Origin of the sequence: Stutzerimonas sp. S1 (assembly GCF_025966695.1) — a bacterium.
Lineage (GTDB): Bacteria > Pseudomonadota > Gammaproteobacteria > Pseudomonadales > Pseudomonadaceae > Stutzerimonas.
In genome coordinates this window covers 546930-562288 of record NZ_JAOEIY010000002.1, presented here as the reverse complement: position 1 = coordinate 562288, position 15359 = coordinate 546930, and the positions used below count along the sequence as shown (strand labels likewise).

Genomic DNA, 15359 nt, shown 5'->3' with positions numbered 1-15359 from the left:
CCAACAGGAGCGTACTCATGTCGGATGCCTTCGGCGGTTTCTTCGGTCTGATCATCCTGATCCTGGATATCTGGGCCATCATCAGCGTGCTACGCAGCGACAGTGCCACCGGCAAGAAGGTTCTATGGGTGCTACTGATCGTTATTCTGCCGCTCGTCGGCCTGATCATCTGGGGCATCATGGGTCCCCGGGGCAACCGCCCAGATGATCGTGGGCCGGTCCGGCCCTGACGCGATGGACAGTCTCAGCGGACCGCTGGCCGTTGCCGTAGCGCTGCTCGATCTGATTGCGATCGTGCATGTCTGGTGCAGCCGCATCGAGTTGGGTCGCAAGATCGTCTGGAGCCTGGTGATCCTGCTGCTACCTGTGGTTGGCGTGGTGATGTGGGCGGCCGCAGTCTGGCCGTTCGGCAAAGCTCGGCTGTAGCAGCTTTCAGGAGCGATCCGTGGGTCCCGTGGAGTAATCGTGCCAGAGATGTATGGTTGCGTAGGCGCGCCACGGTCGCCAGGCCTGCGCGCGTGCACCGAGCGCCTTGGCCGAGACGCCGGCCGCGCCCCAGACCGGGGCCTTGAGCAGCCCCAGATCGGCGGCGGGGAACGCATCGGCCTCACCGAAACCACGCAAGGCGATGTACTCGGCGGTCCACGGGCCGATGCCAGGTAGCGCGCAAAGGCGTCTTACCAACGCGTCGGCGCCGTCCTCGGCGTGCAACTGCAGCGCGCCCTCGGCGACCGCTCCAGCGAATCGGCGCAGCGCTTCGACGCGGCGACCCGGCATACCGATGTTGGGGAGAGAGTCTTCGGCGATGCGCTGCGCCGCCGGGAACAACAATGCCAGTGGCGCCGGCGCATTCGGCAAAGGTTCGCCGAGGCGCTCCACCAGGCGGCGAGTAATGGTCACGGCTGCCTTGACCGTGACCTGCTGACCGACGATGGCGCGTACGGCCTGCTCGAACGGATCGAAAGCGGTCGGCAGGCGCAGTCCCGGATTCGCAGCTACCAGCGGCCCGAGCAGCGGATCGGCGGCAAAATTCCGGACGATGGTGTGCGGATCGGCGTCCAGATCGAACATCGTGCGTACTCTGCTCAGCAGTTGCTGTCCGTACGGGCGCAACGAATCTCCGAACGTAAGCTCCAGAGCAGGGTGGTCTGCGATCGGCCGCACACTGAACCAGCCGCAGCTGTCGCGCAGCCGTACGCTACGGCTGTAGCGGTCGTCGTCGAGCGCTTCGACCCCGGGCAGCAGCCGCAAGGCGAAGTGGCTATGGAACTGTTGCCAGTCCCACGGCGGCAGGTACGGCAGCAGCGCGGATTCGGTCATGGGCGCAGCTTAGGCCGTTGCTTGCTGCCTGTCGTTCCAAAGTGTGCTTTCAAAGTGCAAGGTTCCCCCTGTCATACCAGCCAACGTAGAATGCGCCTCTTTTTCTTTGGGCAACGGCGCGCCGTTGCCCGTTACGCCAGCCAGTTAGCAGACGGTTGCCAGCTTTGTAAGGTTGCCACCTCTGCCAAGGGAGACCCCCATGAGCGACTATCAGGAAACTCTCTACGAGGGATACGGCCAGCGGTTCCAGATGGACAAGCTGCTGCATGAAGTGCGTACCGAACATCAGCATCTGGTGATCTTCGAGAATGCCCGCATGGGCCGTGTGATGGCTCTGGACGGGGTTATCCAGACCACCGAAGCCGACGAGTTCATCTACCACGAAATGCTCACTCACGTGCCGATTCTGGCCCACGGCCTGGCCCGTCGGGTGCTGATCATCGGTGGCGGCGACGGCGGCATCCTGCGTGAAGTGGCGCGTCACCGCGATATCGAGAGCATCACCATGGTCGAGATCGACGGCACCGTGGTGGACATGTGCAAGGAGTTCCTGCCGAACCATTCCGCTGGCGCGTTCGACGATCCGCGGCTCAATCTGGTGATCGACGACGGCATGCACTTCGTCGCCACCACCGAGGAAAAGTTCGATGTGATCATCTCCGATTCCACCGACCCCATCGGTCCGGGCGAAGTGTTGTTTTCGGAGAACTTCTATCAAGCCTGTCGCCGCTGCCTGAACGACGGCGGCATTCTGGCCACCCAGAATGGCACACCGTTCATGCAGCTGGGTGAGGTGCAGACTACGGCCAAGCGCATGCAGGGCTTGTTTGCCGACTGGCATTTCTATCAGGCCGCGGTGCCGACCTATATCGGTGGTGCAATGACGTTCGCCTGGGGCGCCTGCAGTGCCGACAGCCGAAAACTGCCGTTGGAGACACTGGCACAGCGTTTTGCCGGCAGCGGAATTGTCACCCGCTATTACAATCCGCACGTCCACATCGGCGCCTTCGCACTGCCGCAGTACGTCCTGCAGGCTATCAACAAGCCCAGCAACGACTGATGCTCCAAGGCGTCTGTTACGAGCAGGCGCCTGCTTCCTCCCTACTTGCCTTGGTAACGCGACGTCCGTGCGCGTCGATTTTTTGCGCGCGGGAATTGTCGTGGCGTGAACACAGCGGGCATCCCATACTCAGATGTGATAACAGGCCGTTGGCGCGTTGCGTATTGCGTGTCGCAGGCCATTATTCGGGAGAATTGTTTCATCCATCGATCGAGAGGAGGTTCAAATCATGAGTGCCACCTTCCACGAGGATGTCAGCAGCAATGTTCTTCGCCAGATGAAAGAGGGCGGTTTCGATTTCACCCGGGTCCATCCCATCGAGTTCTATGCGGTGTTTCCAGATCGCGATCGCGCGCATGTGGCAGCGCGCAGTTTCCGCGGCGAATCCATCAATGCGCAGATTCTTCCTCGTGAGGACGGTGCCTGGAATCTGCAGGTCAGCAAGGTCATGTACGCCACGTTCGACGGCATCGGGGACTTCGAACAGGATCTGGAAGATCTGGTCGAGCCACTCGGCGGTGTGCTCGATGGCTGGGGCGTCACCCAGGAACTGGGCGATCGCGGCTTCTGACACCTGCTAAGCCTCAACTACGCATGAATCCGCTTTGTAGCGCCTGGTCCCAGGGTGGGACTGGGCCGAAGCGATTCTTCAGAAATTCCAGTAGCAACCGAGTACGCGAGTCGGCTTCGCGGGTCAGGCGCAGCGCATAGATGCCGCTGGCTTCGGGCTTCGGTAGACCTTGCTCGCAAAACAGCGGCAACAACTCGCCTCGCAGCAGGTACTCGCTGATCAACCAGGTCGGCAAATGGGCGATGCCCAGTCCCGCGAGTACGCCTGACAACAAGGCTTCGGCGTTGTTGGCGACCATGCGTAGACGACGTGGCCGGAACAGACGTTGTGCGCCGTCGTCTTCAAAGCGCCAGGCATGGGGTGGGGCGAGGGCGTCCCAATCGAGGCCATCGTGCTCCAGCAGTTCGCGAGGCTGCAGCGGTGTACCGTGACGCTGCAGGTAGCCAGGGCTGGCGCAGGCGATGCGTACCATCGGCGCCAATGGCGTCGCCACTAGTCGCGTGTCGGCGAGCGGGCCTATTCGCAGAACCAGATCGACCTTGCCCAGATGTTGTCCGTGCAGATCGACGAAGCTGTCGATCAGGCGCAGCTGGACGTCCACGCCGGAATAGGCGCCAAGAAACTCGGCAAGCGCGGGTGCCAGATGACGGCGGCCAAAGGGCGACGGTGCATCGATGCGGATCAAGCCTTCTGGCTTGCTGTCCAGCGCAGAGGCTTCAGCGCGAGCCAGTTGCAGTTCTCGGACGATGCGCTGGGCGCGTTCCGCGAATGCCAGTGCAGCCGGTGTACTGCGAATGCCGTGGGTGCTACGGCTGAACAGCTGACAGCCAAGCGAACGCTCCAGCGCATCGATACGACGGGCAACCGATGAGGGTGTCAGGCCATGCACCCGCGCCGCCGCGGAAAAATTGCCGGATTCCAATACATCGAGGAACAGTCGTAGCTGTTCGGCGAAAAGGTTTGTCTGCACTGAGATCCTCGCTATTGCGATTTATGCAAAGCCATTGTGCAGGGTTGTGCGTGTACGCACCAAGCGCGTAGTCCTACCATTACGTTTTTACACTGGAGCAGTGCAGTGCCTGTAGTTGATATCGTCCTGAATGTGCTTCTTGGCATGGCACTAGGGGCTCTTGGCGGGTTGTTCGGCATCGGCGGCGGATTGATTGCGATACCGGTTCTGGGAGTGCTGTTCGGGCTCGATCAGCAGCTCGCCCAGGGCACCGCGCTGGTGATGGTGGTGCCGAACGTGCTGCTGGCGATCTGGCGTTACCATCAACGCAACCGGATCGACTTTCGTCATGCCGCTGCGCTGGCCGTGCCCAGCTTCTGCTTCGCCATTCTTGGTGCGGCGCTGGCAGTATCCCTGGATGCCGGGAGGATGCGCCTGGCCTTTGTCGGTTTTCTCTTCGTGCTGGCGGCCTATACGCTGATGCGGGCATTTCTTCGCTCGACGCCAGGGAGTACGCAGTTGCGCCATCCTTGGCCCTGGCTGGGCGCGCTGGGGGCCGGCGCCGGAGCGCTGGGTGGCCTCTTCGGTGTAGGTGGTGCGGTGTTGGCGACGCCGGTGCTGACCAGCGTGTTCGGCACCAGCCAGGTGGTGGCGCAAGGTCTATCGCTATCGCTTGCAGCGCCGAGCACCGGGGTAACCCTGATGACCTACGCACTGCATGGACAGGTCAACTGGATGCTTGGCCTGCCGCTGGCGGTTGGAGGGTTGCTCAGCATCAGTCTTGGCGTAAAGCTGGCGCATGCCTTGCCCGAGCGCCTGCTGCGAGTGCTATTCAGTGGTTTCCTGGTGGTGAGCGGTATCCTTTTGGCTTTGGAGGCCTGAGGTGCTCGCTCGTTCAGGATGAAGCTTGGCGCGGCCCTGCGTCCGGATCGTTCGCCGTGCGCTTCGGGCCAGACGGATGCTGAGCAGCACCGCGGCACAGCTGAGTCCGGCAATCAGACCCTGCCACAGGCCGCCGGGTCCCGACGCTGTGCCGAGATGGTCGGTTAATCCGAGCACATACCCGATCGGCAAGCCGATGGCCCAGTATGCGAACAGCGTGAACAGCATGGTCATGCGCGTGTCCTGATAGCCGCGCAGTGCGCCGGCGGCAGTGACCTGCACAACATCGGAGAACTGGAACAGCGCCGCATAGAAGAACAGGCTTGCTGCTACGGCGATCACAGCGGGATCCGGCGTGTAGATGCGGGCGATCTGTTCGGCAAACAGCAACATCGAGCTGGCGGAAAAGCAGGCATATACCAGCGCCGTACCCATGCCCACGCCGGCAGCGAAACGTGCATCTCGCGGCGCATTGCGGCCCAGCGCCTGGCCGACGCGCACAGTGACGGCCATGCCCAGTGAGAGCGGGATCATGAAAATCAGCGAAGTGAAATTCAGCGCGATCTGGTGACCGGCCACCACCGTGGCGCCCAGCGCCCCGATCAACAGCGCGATCACCGAGAAGATGCTGGCTTCCGCAAATACAGCGATACCGATCGGCACCCCGACCGAGAGCAGGTGCCGCAGCGCCGGCCAGTTTGGCCGCTCGAAATGGGTGAACAGCTGGCTCGACCTGTAGGGGGCGGCCCGTCTGACCCAGAACAGCATGCCCAGTAGCATGAACAGCATCACCAGCGCGGTTGCGACGCCGCAGCCGACGCCGCCGAGCGCGGGAGCACCGAGCTTGCCGTAGATGAAGATGTAGTTGAGAGGGATGTTCAACAGCAGGCCGAGGATGCCCAGCACCATGCTTGGCCGCGAGTGACCGAGGCCATCGCTGTAGCAGCGCAGCACCTGGTACAGGCCGATAGCCGGGAAACCGCAGGCGACTGCGCGCAGATAGGCCATGCTGGGATCGATCAACACGGGTTCGACCTTCATCCAGTGCAGCACTGGCTCCGCATTCCACATCACAATGGCGCACAAGCCGCCGAGGCCGCCACCCATCCACAGGGCCTGACGCACCAGCGGGCCGATCCGTTCGAATCGCCCGGCACCGAAGTGCTGCGCGACATTGGGCGTGGTCGCCAGGATCACGCCAGTCAGCAGCAGGAATACCGGCACCCAGATGGAATTGCCCAGCGCTACCGCAGCCAGGTCGTGGGCACTGACACGGCCAGCCATCACCGTGTCGACGAAGCCCATCGCGGTATTGGCCAGTTGGGCGATCATCATCGGCAGGGCGAGGGCGAAGAGCGTACGAAGCTCGATCTGAACCCGTCTGAGTCGCGGCTCAGTAGGCATTGCATCGTTCCGGTTGTATACAAAGAGCGGGGTAGTCTACGCCGCGCCGCAGCGTGTCGGAAGGCGGAAAAACAGCGACAAGCCGTCTAGAATGGGGCGCATCTGAAACGGAGCCTGCCATGCGTATCCTCGCCGATGAGAACATTCCTCTGGTCGATGCCTTTTTTGCCGATTTCGGCACGATTCGTCGTATGGCGGGCCGATCGATCAATCGCACGGCATTGGAGCAGGCCGACGTACTGCTGGTGCGCTCGGTTACCCGCGTCGACCGCGAATTACTTGCCGGTACGCCGGTACGTTTCGTCGGCACTTGCACCATTGGTACCGACCATCTCGACCTGAACTATTTCTACGAGGCCGGCATCGAGTGGGCCAGCGCACCGGGCTGCAATGCGCGCGGTGTGGTGGACTATGTTCTAGGCAGTCTGCTGGCCCTGGCCGAACAGCAGGGCGCGGATCTCGCGAGTCGGCGTTATGGAGTCGTGGGTGCGGGCGAGGTCGGCGGGCGTCTGGTAGAAGTGTTGCGTGGCCTGGGCTGGGACGTGCGTGTCTGCGATCCGCCACGGCAGGCGTCGGAGGCCGGTGATTTCGTCTCGCTGGCCGAGATCATCGCCGAGTGCGACGCAATCAGCCTGCACACTCCATTGAACCTGCAGGGCGCGCATTCGACCTTTCATTTATTCGACGCCGCTAAACTGGCGCAACTACGGCCTGGTAGCTGGCTGATCAACGCCAGTCGCGGTCCGGTGGTGGATAACGTCGCGCTGCGTGAAGTGCTGCAGAGCCGTCCGGACGTGCAGGCGGTGCTGGATGTCTGGGAGGGCGAGCCGCAGGTTGATGTCGGGTTGGCCGAGCTATGTCGTATCGCGACACCCCATATCGCCGGGTACAGTCTGGACGGCAAGTTGCGCGGTACCGCGCAGATCTATCAGGCATTCTGCGCAAGCCGAGGACTGGCCCCTACGGTGACACTGGAAGAATTGATGCCGCCACCCGCGTTGCAAGCACTGAGCTTCGCTGCCGATGCTGATCCTCGTTACGTGCTGGCTACGTTGTGCCGCGCGATTTATGACCCGCGCAGCGATGATGCCGCGTTCCGCCGCAGCCTGGTCGGCAATGAGATGCAGCGCCGTGCAGCATTTGACCAGCTGCGCAAAGCGTATCCGCCTCGTCGGGAGATCGATGGGGTGCAGGTAAGTATTCATGGTGGAAGCACCGCGCTCGCGAGCATCGTACGCGGGCTGGGGGCGCAGCTAGGCTAGGCTGTTTGGCCGATTGCGTGCGGCTGGATGCAATTTGCGGCCTGCTCCGCTAGCATTACCCGTCCTCCGCTTCAGCCCATGATGGTGTTATGAGTTATCAGGTTCTAGCCCGTAAATGGCGTCCGCGCTCGTTCCGCGAAATGGTCGGCCAGACGCATGTGCTCAAGGCCCTGATCAATGCGCTGGATAACCAGCGTCTGCACCATGCTTATCTTTTCACCGGTACCCGGGGAGTCGGCAAGACGACCATCGCGCGGATCATCGCCAAGTGTCTGAATTGCGAGGCCGGTGTGAGCTCGACGCCGTGTGGCGAGTGTTCGGTGTGCCGGGAGATCGACGAAGGGCGCTTCGTCGATCTGATCGAGGTGGACGCCGCGAGCCGTACCAAAGTCGAAGACACGCGCGAGCTGTTGGATAACGTGCAGTACGCGCCTAGCCGCGGACGTTACAAGGTCTATCTGATCGACGAAGTGCACATGCTCTCGTCGCACTCATTCAATGCGCTGCTCAAGACCCTCGAGGAGCCGCCACCTCACGTCAAGTTCCTCTTGGCGACCACCGATCCGCAGAAGCTGCCGGTCACCATTCTCTCGCGTTGCTTGCAGTTCTCGTTGAAGAACATGCCGCCGGAGCGGGTGGTCGAGCACCTGACCCACGTGCTGACCGTCGAAAACGTGCCATTCGAGGATGATGCCCTGTGGCTGCTCGGTCGCGCTGCGGACGGTTCGATGCGCGACGCGATGAGCCTGACCGACCAGGCGATCGCCTTCGGCGAAGGTAAAGTGCTCGCTGCCGATGTTCGAGCCATGCTTGGCACGCTCGATCACGGCCAGGTCTACGGTGTATTGCAGGCGTTGCTCGAAGGCGACGCGCGAGCGTTGCTTGAAGCGGTTCGCCATCTGGCTGAACAGGGCCCGGACTGGACCGGCGTACTGGCTGAGATACTCAATGTGCTGCACCGCGTGGCCATCGCCCAGGCCCTGCCGGAGGCGGTGGACAACGGTCAGGGCGATCGTGATCGCGTACTTGCCCTGGCGCAGGCGCTGCCGGCAGAAGACGTACAGTTCTATTACCAGATGGGCCTGATCGGTCGACGCGATCTGCCGCTGGCGCCAGATCCGCGCAGTGGCTTCGAGATGGTGTTGCTGCGCATGCTCGCCTTCCGTCCCGCCGATAGTGAAGATGCGCCGCGAACATCATTAAAGAATCTGGGAGTCAGCCAGGCCACGGCTGATTCCCGCAAGGCGCCGGTGGCCATGCCGGCTGCCGTTGTGGCGCCGGTCGATGCGTCTGTTACCCAAGCGCAGACCGCTATGGCGTCAACGGATGCCGCCGTGATGGGCGAGCGAGCGGCAGAGCATTCGCCGGTGCTCGAGTCGAAGCCGGTCGGATCCGTTTCCGTGGCGCCCGAAAGCGCGGCAGTCGCGGTTCCGGCTTCGCCGCCGATCATCGATGTGCCGTGGGCAGAGCCGCCGAGTACGCCTGCGGTAGTAGTCGAAGCTACAGCTGTCGAGCAGCCGTTGGCGGTACCTGACGCGACGGACCATGTCGCTTCCGTTGCTCAGGATGAAGAGCCTGACGATGACGAACCGCCACTGACCGATGAAGATTATTTCGAGGTCGAGAATCAGGTCGAAGCCTATCTGGATGATCTCGTCGAACCGGCGTCGGAGCCGAGTTCCAGCGAGCTGCTACCAGCGGCCGAGCCTGCCACGGGACTGGCAGCTGAATGGCTGGAGCTGTATCTCAAGCTAGGCCTGTCGGGGCTGACTGGCAGCATTGCCGCCAACTGCAGCCTGATCGAGGTGGACGGCGATCGCTGGCTCATGCACCTGGATCCGGCACAGAGCGCGTTATTCAACGCCACCCAACAGCGGCGTCTGAATGATGCTCTCAATCAGTATCACGGCCGGACCCTGAAACTGGAGATCGAACTCAAGAAGCCACAGCAGGAAACGCCGGCCCAGGCGGCTGCGCGTCGCCGCGAGGAGCGTCAGCGAGCGGCGGAAGTGGCGATCCAGGCTGACCCCATGGTGCAGCAGTTGATGCAGCAGTTTGCCGCCGTGATTCGTGACGGCACCATCGAACCCGTAGAACACACCGAACCCTAATCCATTTGAGGTGATACCCATGATGAAAGGTGGCATGGCCGGCCTGATGAAGCAGGCGCAGCAGATGCAGGAAAAAATGCAGAAGATGCAGGAGGAGCTGGCGAACGCCGAGGTTACCGGCCAATCCGGGGCCGGCCTGGTGAGCGTGGTGATGAACGGTCGACATGACGTCAAGCGTGTCAGTCTCGACGACAGCTTGATGCAGGAGGACAAGGAGATCCTCGAAGATCTGATCGCCGCCGCGGTCAATGATGCGGTGCGCAAGATCGAGCAGAACAGCCAGGAAAAGATGTCGGGCATGACTGCCGGTATGCAACTACCGCCTGGTTTCAAGATGCCGTTCTGATAGCGGCTCGGTTGCACCAGTAACGGATCATGGCCGCGCCTTAGCGGCCGTTCCGATGGGATGCCTACGCTGGCTGGCAGTGCTCTCTCTTAAGTAGTCCTAATTGGTAATGTCATGAGCTTCAGTCCCCTGATTCGTCAACTTATCGATGCGTTGCGAATTCTTCCCGGTGTCGGGCAGAAGACTGCACAGCGCATGGCCTTGCAGCTGCTCGAGCGCGACCGCAGCGGTGGCTTGCGTCTGGCGCAGGCTCTGACCCGGGCGATGGAAGGGGTGGGCTACTGTCGGCAGTGCCGCACGCTCAGCGAAGATGACCTGTGCCAACAATGTGCCGATCCGCGGCGAGACGATTCGTTGCTGTGCGTGGTGCAGAGTCCCGTCGACGTGTTCGCCGTCGAGCAGACCGGCTTTCGCGGCCGCTATTTCGTTCTCAAGGGGCATCTTTCGCCACTCGATGGCCTCGGGCCGGAGGCCATCGGTATTCCCGAGCTGCTGGTGCGGGTCGCTGAAGGCGCCTTCACTGAAGTGATCCTGGCGACGAATCCAACCGTCGAGGGCGAAGCCACTGCGCATTACATTGCCCAGTTACTGATCCCGAAAGGGTTGACCATCAGTCGAATCGCCCACGGTGTACCGCTGGGCGGCGAGCTTGATCTGGTCGATGGCGGCACGCTGGCCCACGCTCTGGCAGGACGCAAGCCGATTAGTCTCTGACTGCGTCCGGGGCGTTGCACGCGGTATGCCCCGACGCTTTAACCTTATAGCGTTTCGCTAGTGCCCCGTTCGCCTCGATTCATGTAAAGTTCTAAGCCAAATTAGCCAGATAGCCAAAAAGAATAAGAATCTTGTTTTTGGTTATATGTGGCATCTCTTTGCGTGCAGCTCAATCGAGGTCGTAATGAAAGCAAAGCTTTGGCTCTTTCCGGCACTGTTGCTTGTCAGCGCTTTCGCCCAAGCGCAAGACAAACTCAAGGTTGGCTACATCCGGGTGATGGACGACGCCCAGGCGATGGTTGCCCACGAGGCTGGTCTCTACAAGAAGCATGGCCTTGATGTGGAGCTGGTCGAGTTCAGTTCCGGCACCGACCTGATCAAGGCGATCGTCGGCGGGCAGCTCGATACCGGTGTACTGGGTTTTACCAACGCCGTGGCCTGGGCATCGAAGGGAGCTGACCTGAAAGTGGTGGGTGGCGCTCAACAGGGCTACCACTCGATCCTCGTGCGCGAGGATACCGGCATCACCGAGGTGGCCGGTCTCAAGGATCGCAGCCTGGCGTCCCAGCGCGAAGGTAGTACCGCCGATGCGGTGCTGCGTGGCGTGACGCTGAAAGCCGCGGGGCTGCGCCCAAGCGATGTAAACATCATGGGCGTCAGTCCGGCGGTGGCAGTGCAGTCGTTGGTTTCGGGGCGTGTGGACGCTGCCTTCCTGTTTGAGCCGTATGACCGTATCGCTCAACTGGTCGCGCCGGTTCGGCAGGTCTACGAGATTGGCGAAGTCTGGCCATTTCCCTGCATGGTTGTTATCACTTCGGGCGACACGCTGGCCAAGCGCAAGGATGCGGTATGGAAGTCCCTCGATGCACAACGCGAGGCGATCGACATGCTCGAACAGCAACCCGCCGATGCTGCCAAGCTAATCGCTGATTACTTCATTGCCGAGCCGACGTTGAAGACCCTCAAGCGTGGTGAGCTGGCCCGTGAGGTTGTCATCCAGGAGGCGATCGCTACTCAAACCTTCAGCGCCAAGCTGGACGAGCAGGATCTGGCACGGATCCAGGAGCTTGCCGATATCCTGCAGGAGCTGGGGTCGCTGAAGACTCGCGACGGCAAGCCGTTCGACACTCGTGCAATCCTGGATCTGTCTTGGCAGGAAGCACGCGAGCTCTGATTCGTAACCGAACACATACAACGGACTGCCCGCTTGTCGGGCAGTCTTTGTTTGGCTCGTTTAGGACGGGCACATTTATTTTCAAGAGTTTTTATGCAGCTCAGGTTTGAAGAAGTAGACAAGCGTTTCGGACAGTTGGAGGTCATCAAGGGCTTCAGTGGTGAATTCGCTCAGGGTGAGTTGGTTGCGCTCGTCGGCCCGTCGGGTTGTGGCAAGTCGACCCTCTTGCATCTGGTGGCAGGCTTGGAGAAACCAACTGCAGGCCGCGTACTGGCTGATGAGCAGCCGATATCCACTCCGAGTCCTCGACGCACTTTGGTGTTCCAGGAGCATGCGTTGTACCCCTGGCTCAGTCTGCAGGCCAATGTGGCCATGGCGCTAGAGTTGCAGGGTATCGGCAAGGCAAGTGCGTTCGAGCAGGCCGAGACCTGGTTGGCACGTGTCAATCTCAAGGGCTTCGAGCATTACTATCCCCATCAGGTGTCTGGCGGCATGCGTCAGCGCACTGCACTGGCTCGTGCATTCATCGCCAAGCCCGAGGTGCTGCTGCTGGATGAGCCATTCGGTGCGCTCGACGCACTGACGCGCATGGCGCTGCAGGATGTGCTGCGCGAGCTGATCGAAGAGCATCAGCCGACTGTGCTGTTGGTGACGCATGATGTTGATGAGGCGCTCTATCTTGCCGATCACGTGCTGGTATTCAGTGCGCGTCCAGCTCGGGTGCTGAAGACCTTCAACTTTACCCATTGCGAGAAGAGTCACGATCTTTCCGAGTTCGCCGCCGAGCGCCGCGAGATCCTGCGCCTGTTGGGTATCAAGACGGAGGTTGAGCACGTATGAGCCAGGGACGTCGTTTGACCGGTCCGAAGAAATATTTCGCCGTAGTGTTGGCGATTCTCTTCATCCTCCTGATCTGGCAGGCCGCCGCCTGGAGTCTGCCTGCATTCCTGATGCCCGGAATACCCACAGTCTTTGAACGAATGGTGGGGGCCGTGCAGGAGCCCGAGTTCCGCGAGGGGCTGTACGGCAGCATGAGTCGTCTCGGCAGCGGTTACAGTTTTGCGTTGCTGTTCGGCATCGGTTTTGGACTGGTAGGGGGGGTGCTGTTCTTCTTCCGCGAGATCCTGCGTTCGGCGATCGTCATCCTGCAGTCGATTCCTTCGATCGCCTGGGTGCCCCTGTTTCTGATCGTCATGGGCTTTGGCAATCTGCCAATCATCGTCGTGGTGGCCTTGGCCGCCTTCTTCCCGATGGCGCTGTCGGTGATGAACGCCACCGAGAGCGTACAGCCAGTGCACGTGGCTGCCGCCCGGGTAATGGGGGCATCGCGCTGGCAGTTGCTGCGCCGCGTATATCTGCCAGCGGTCATGCCTGAGTTGATTACCGGCGCGCAACTGGCGTTTGGTAACGCCTGGCGGGCACTGATTTCTGCCGAGATGCTGATCGGTTTCGGCCAGGGGCTTGGCCGCTCGCTGGCGTATTCCGGTGAGATTGCCGACATGGTCGGGGTGATGATGAACATTCTGGTGATTGCCATCCTGGCGACGCTCATCGATCAGGTGGTATTGGAGAAATTCAAGCAGCGGATGCTGCGTTACCAGTACGTCTGAGGCTGGTGCGATGCTCTCTTCGGTTGCGCGCGCTGCTCTGCTGAGCGCTTGCTGTCTGCCTGCGCTGGCGTTCGGCGACCCGCTACGCGTGGTGCCTGTTGGGGAGTACCGCGCGCTGTCGAGCAGTGCTGCGGCGAGTTTCGACACCGTGTTCAGCGTTGCCCTCGTCGAGGCGCTCGATCGCACGTGGGTACGGGGGAGTGCGGCCACCGCCGCCGATCTGGTGGTCGGCGAGGGTGTCGACGGGACAGTCTATTACCGTACCGGTACCACCGCGCTCGTCGCCACCGAGGACCGAGCGCTTGATTGGCCCCAGTTGCGAGGCGAGCCTGTTTGCGTCGTGGCCGGTAATCCCCGCGCTGCGATGGTGAAAGCACGTTTCGGTGTATTTCCCCGGTTTTATCCAAGTGCGGCGCATGCGCTGATCGGACTGAAACTGGGTGAGTGCCGTGCGGTGGTCGAGGATGCGCGCCTGCTGGAGGCGCTTTCCGTGTTGCCGGAATGGCGTCGCTATAAACGTATTCTGCCCCGGCTTCCGGAAGCAGAACTGGCGTTCAGTGTCGAAGCCAAGGAGCAAGGCTTGCAGGTGGAGATCAATGATCTGCTTCGGCGATGGGAGAGCAATGGGCGGCTAGCCGAGCTGGCGCAGCTCGCGATCGACGAGGTGGCTTTTCAGGCGTACGTACTAGCCGATACCTTGGATTGCCACTGACGGTTCTGTAACTATCAGGGGGCGGTCCTGCTGTGCGTAGCGGTCTTACAGTTGCTCGGTGAGGAGGGTGGGCAGCGCCAGTGCCAGACCGTCCAGCTTGAATGGGGCCCGGATATGACCGCGCAGGCTGCCGTCGGGCGCGATCAGCGCAATGTTGGCGCTGTGGCTCACACTGTAATCGCCCTCGGTTTCACTTGCGGGTACGAACGGCAAACCGAGTGCCTGGGATAATGCCTTCAGCTCGCTCAGCTCGCCTGTCAGTCCCTTGAATTCTGCCCGGTAATAGCTGAGATAGCTCTTCAATTGTTCAGGGCTGTCGCGCGCAGGATCTGCAGTTACAAGCACCAGCTGGATCTGCTCACGCACTTTGGGGTCCATTTTTCCCAGCAAGCGTCGCATATCGCTGAGCGTAGTCGGACAGATATCCGGGCAGGCGGTGAAGCCGAAGAACAGCATGTGCCAACGGCCGCGCAAAGCATCAGTACTGAACGGGCGACCATTCTGGTCGGTAAGCTGGAGGCTGGGCAGCGGGCGTTCGCGCGGTAAAAGCAACAGATTTGCCTCGTCGAGCAAAGCATTGCGATCCAGCGCAAAAGCAGGGGTGACTAGTAGCAATGCGGCGAGTAGAGCGACGCGAAGAGCGGTGATACTCATGAGGATACCGGGGAAGCGAGGTTACCCTCGCCGCTTAGCGATCGCTGAGGGCGAACGCCGTGAGGGTGAAGGTAGGTATGTCCATGTCCTGCAACTTCTGCGAGCCGCCGAGTTCCGGTAGGTCGATGATGGCGGCAGCTTCGAAGATGTTGGCACGCATCCGGCGCACCAGCTGCGCAGCGGCAAGCAGCGTGCCGCCGGTCGCGATCAGGTCATCGAACAACAGCACTGAATCGCCTTCACAAAGGCTGTCGGCATGAATCTCCAGATGCGCTTCGCCGTATTCGGTGCAATAGGATTGCGAGAGAACATCTGCCGGTAACTTGCCCTGCTTGCGGAACAGCACCAACGGCTTGTTCAGTTCGTAGGCCAGAATCGATCCAATCAGGAAGCCTCGGGCATCCAGTGCACCGATATGACTGAAGTCGGCCTCCACATAGCGCTGAATGAAACTGTCGGCCACCATCCGCAGGGCTTTGGGCGACTGCAGCATCGGCGTGATGTCACGGAATACCACGCCGGGGCTGGGAAAGTCGGGCACTGGGCGAATCAGGGTCTTGATGCTGTACTCGTCGAAGATCATTGCTGCC

At 61.3% G+C, this 15359-nt stretch carries 18 protein-coding genes; 13 read left to right on the top strand and 5 right to left on the bottom strand.

Annotated features, from left to right (window positions below; genetic code table 11):
* Window positions 1–17: 17 nt before the first annotated feature.
* Both N8H22_RS06495 and N8H22_RS06490 read left to right on the top strand, forming a co-directional pair.
* Window positions 18–230, top strand: coding sequence for a PLD nuclease N-terminal domain-containing protein (locus N8H22_RS06495; protein WP_264589793.1), 213 nt, complete (start codon window positions 18–20; stop codon window positions 228–230).
* A gap of 4 nt (window positions 231–234) precedes the next feature.
* Window positions 235–426 carry a PLDc N-terminal domain-containing protein gene (locus tag N8H22_RS06490; RefSeq protein WP_264589792.1) on the top strand — a complete coding sequence of 64 codons (192 nt, stop codon included), beginning with the start codon at window positions 235–237 and terminating at the stop codon, window positions 424–426.
* Between the two features lie 6 nt (window positions 427–432).
* On the opposite strand, the gene N8H22_RS06485 is transcribed toward N8H22_RS06490, so the two are convergent.
* Complete coding sequence (locus tag N8H22_RS06485) at window positions 433–1320, bottom strand: AlkA N-terminal domain-containing protein (RefSeq protein WP_264589791.1); 888 nt, start codon at window positions 1318–1320, stop codon at window positions 433–435.
* Between the two features lie 199 nt (window positions 1321–1519).
* Here N8H22_RS06485 and speE point away from each other — a divergent pair, with 199 nt between their 5' ends.
* Together speE and N8H22_RS06475 are read left to right on the top strand one after the other, a co-directional pair.
* The gene (speE, locus tag N8H22_RS06480) at window positions 1520–2380 is read left to right on the top strand and encodes a polyamine aminopropyltransferase (RefSeq protein WP_264589790.1); all 861 of its coding nucleotides are present in this window, start codon (window positions 1520–1522) and stop codon (window positions 2378–2380) included.
* 229 nt (window positions 2381–2609) lie between these two features.
* On the top strand, window positions 2610–2951 hold the full coding sequence (locus N8H22_RS06475; protein ID WP_264589789.1) for a ribonuclease E inhibitor RraB: 342 nt from the start codon (window positions 2610–2612) through the stop codon (window positions 2949–2951).
* Window positions 2952–2964: 13 nt separating this feature from the next.
* Here the strand turns inward: N8H22_RS06475 and N8H22_RS06470 are convergent, their stop codons facing one another.
* Window positions 2965–3921: a LysR family transcriptional regulator gene (locus tag N8H22_RS06470; protein ID WP_264589788.1), complete on the bottom strand. Its 957-nt coding sequence runs from the start codon at window positions 3919–3921 to the stop codon at window positions 2965–2967.
* Between the two features lie 144 nt (window positions 3922–4065).
* On the opposite strand from N8H22_RS06470, the gene N8H22_RS06465 reads away from it, so the two are divergent.
* Window positions 4066–4782: a sulfite exporter TauE/SafE family protein gene (locus tag N8H22_RS06465; RefSeq protein ID WP_264589841.1), complete on the top strand. Its 717-nt coding sequence runs from the start codon at window positions 4066–4068 to the stop codon at window positions 4780–4782.
* Here the strand turns inward: N8H22_RS06465 and N8H22_RS06460 are convergent.
* Window positions 4729–6186, bottom strand: coding sequence for an MATE family efflux transporter (locus N8H22_RS06460; RefSeq protein ID WP_264589787.1), 1458 nt, complete (start codon window positions 6184–6186; stop codon window positions 4729–4731). The genes N8H22_RS06465 and N8H22_RS06460 overlap by 54 nt on opposite strands.
* Window positions 6187–6305: 119 nt before the next feature.
* Here N8H22_RS06460 and pdxB point away from each other — a divergent pair, with 119 nt between their 5' ends.
* The 8 genes from pdxB (at window position 6306) to N8H22_RS06420 (ending at window position 14115) form a co-directional block, all read left to right on the top strand.
* Complete coding sequence (pdxB, locus tag N8H22_RS06455) at window positions 6306–7448, top strand: 4-phosphoerythronate dehydrogenase PdxB (protein WP_264589786.1); 1143 nt, start codon at window positions 6306–6308, stop codon at window positions 7446–7448.
* Window positions 7449–7537: 89 nt separating this feature from the next.
* On the top strand, window positions 7538–9559 hold the full coding sequence (dnaX, locus tag N8H22_RS06450; RefSeq protein WP_264589785.1) for a DNA polymerase III subunit gamma/tau: 2022 nt from the start codon (window positions 7538–7540) through the stop codon (window positions 9557–9559).
* 19 nt (window positions 9560–9578) lie between these two features.
* Entirely contained in the window at window positions 9579–9905 is a 327-nt protein-coding gene (locus N8H22_RS06445; RefSeq protein ID WP_003285344.1) for a YbaB/EbfC family nucleoid-associated protein, read from the top strand.
* A gap of 114 nt (window positions 9906–10019) precedes the next feature.
* On the top strand, window positions 10020–10619 hold the full coding sequence (gene recR / locus N8H22_RS06440) for a recombination mediator RecR (protein WP_264589784.1): 600 nt from the start codon (window positions 10020–10022) through the stop codon (window positions 10617–10619).
* A 184-nt stretch (window positions 10620–10803) separates the two neighbouring features.
* Window positions 10804–11793, top strand: a complete 990-nt coding sequence (locus N8H22_RS06435) for an ABC transporter substrate-binding protein (RefSeq protein ID WP_264589783.1) — start codon at window positions 10804–10806, stop codon at window positions 11791–11793.
* A 93-nt stretch (window positions 11794–11886) separates the two neighbouring features.
* Entirely contained in the window at window positions 11887–12633 is a 747-nt protein-coding gene (locus N8H22_RS06430; protein ID WP_264589782.1) for an ABC transporter ATP-binding protein, read from the top strand.
* Complete coding sequence (locus N8H22_RS06425) at window positions 12630–13403, top strand: ABC transporter permease (RefSeq protein ID WP_264589781.1); 774 nt, start codon at window positions 12630–12632, stop codon at window positions 13401–13403. The genes N8H22_RS06430 and N8H22_RS06425 overlap by 4 nt, the downstream gene beginning before the upstream one ends.
* Before the next feature lie 10 nt (window positions 13404–13413).
* Window positions 13414–14115 carry a transporter substrate-binding domain-containing protein gene (locus tag N8H22_RS06420; protein ID WP_264589780.1) on the top strand — a complete coding sequence of 234 codons (702 nt, stop codon included), beginning with the start codon at window positions 13414–13416 and terminating at the stop codon, window positions 14113–14115.
* Window positions 14116–14160: 45 nt separating this feature from the next.
* Here the strand turns inward: N8H22_RS06420 and N8H22_RS06415 are convergent, their stop codons facing one another.
* Window positions 14161–14769, bottom strand: a complete 609-nt coding sequence (locus N8H22_RS06415; RefSeq protein ID WP_264589779.1) for an SCO family protein — start codon at window positions 14767–14769, stop codon at window positions 14161–14163.
* 34 nt (window positions 14770–14803) lie between these two features.
* Window positions 14804–15352, bottom strand: a complete 549-nt coding sequence (locus tag N8H22_RS06410) for an adenine phosphoribosyltransferase (RefSeq protein WP_264589778.1) — start codon at window positions 15350–15352, stop codon at window positions 14804–14806.
* Window positions 15353–15359: the final 7 nt, after the last annotated feature.